The 1,049-nt window shown below is 65.6% G+C and carries 1 protein-coding gene; it reads left to right on the forward strand.

Going from position 1 to position 1,049, the window contains the following annotated elements; all coding sequences use genetic code 11:
- The coding region (locus tag F6X39_RS36115) for a filamentous hemagglutinin N-terminal domain-containing protein (RefSeq protein WP_316251763.1) at nucleotides 1-1,049 on the forward strand (1,049 nt) is incomplete at both ends.

Genomic DNA, 1,049 nt, shown 5'->3' on the forward strand with positions numbered 1-1,049 from the left:
GTGGCTCGTCATCGGCAGCGCGCTCACCGGACTGTGCTTTGCCCATGCGACGCTCGCGGCGGGCAAACTTCCACAAGGCGGCACTTACGTGGCCGGCGCCGGCGCGATAGCAAGCCATGGAGACGGCCTCGTGGTCACGCAACCGGGTTCGACGCGCGGCGTGATCGAGTGGAACAGTTTTTCGATCGGCAGGAACAACAGCGTGACGTTCGACAACGGCTCGGGCGCGACGCTGAACCGCGTGACGGGCGGCTCGCCGTCCGCCATCTTCGGCAGGCTCAGTGCGACGGGCAGCCTGTATGTGATCAATCCGCAAGGCATCGTCGTGGGGCCATCGGGCGTGATCAGCACGGGAGGTCGTTTCGTCGCGTCAACGCTCGATGTCTGCAACGACGCGTTCATGCAGGGCGGTGGTTCCCTCACGCTGTCGGGCGACCCGAGCGCAAGCGTGATCAACCTCGGCAAGGTCAGTTCGAGCGGCGGCGATGTGTTCCTGATTGCGCGACACGCCGTCATCAACGCGGGCACTATCACAGCGCGCAACGGTACGGCGGAACTGGCTGCAGGCGAACAGGTGTTGTTACAGGACTCGGGCAGCAGCAGACAGGTATTCGTGCAGACGGGCAGTCAGGGCACCGTGGTCAATAGAGGGCACATAAAGGCCGCGCAGGTCAGCCTGCAGGCCGCCGATGGGAACGTCTACGCGCTCGCGGGCGGCGGCACGCGCATTCGCGCGACGGGTACCGCGAATCGTGATGGCCACGTGTGGCTCGTCGCCGATGGCGGCCGTGTCAGTCAACTCGGCAAGATCTCCGCGAGCAACGCGGATGGCAGCGGCGGAACGGTCGACACGCAAGCGGCACAACTGGCATTCGGCAGGCATGCAGCCGTTCACGCGGGCCAATGGAACCTTTTGACGCCGGCTTTCACGATCGATGATGCCGCCGCGCGCGCGTTGCAGCGCAGCCTGAACGCGGGCACGTCGATCGATGTCACGACCACAGGCGCGAACGGCGCAACGGGCGACCTGGGCATTGCTTCGAGCCTGA

The organism is Paraburkholderia sp. UCT2, from assembly GCF_014397665.1.
GTDB classification, from domain to species: Bacteria; Pseudomonadota; Gammaproteobacteria; order Burkholderiales; family Burkholderiaceae; genus Paraburkholderia; species Paraburkholderia tuberum.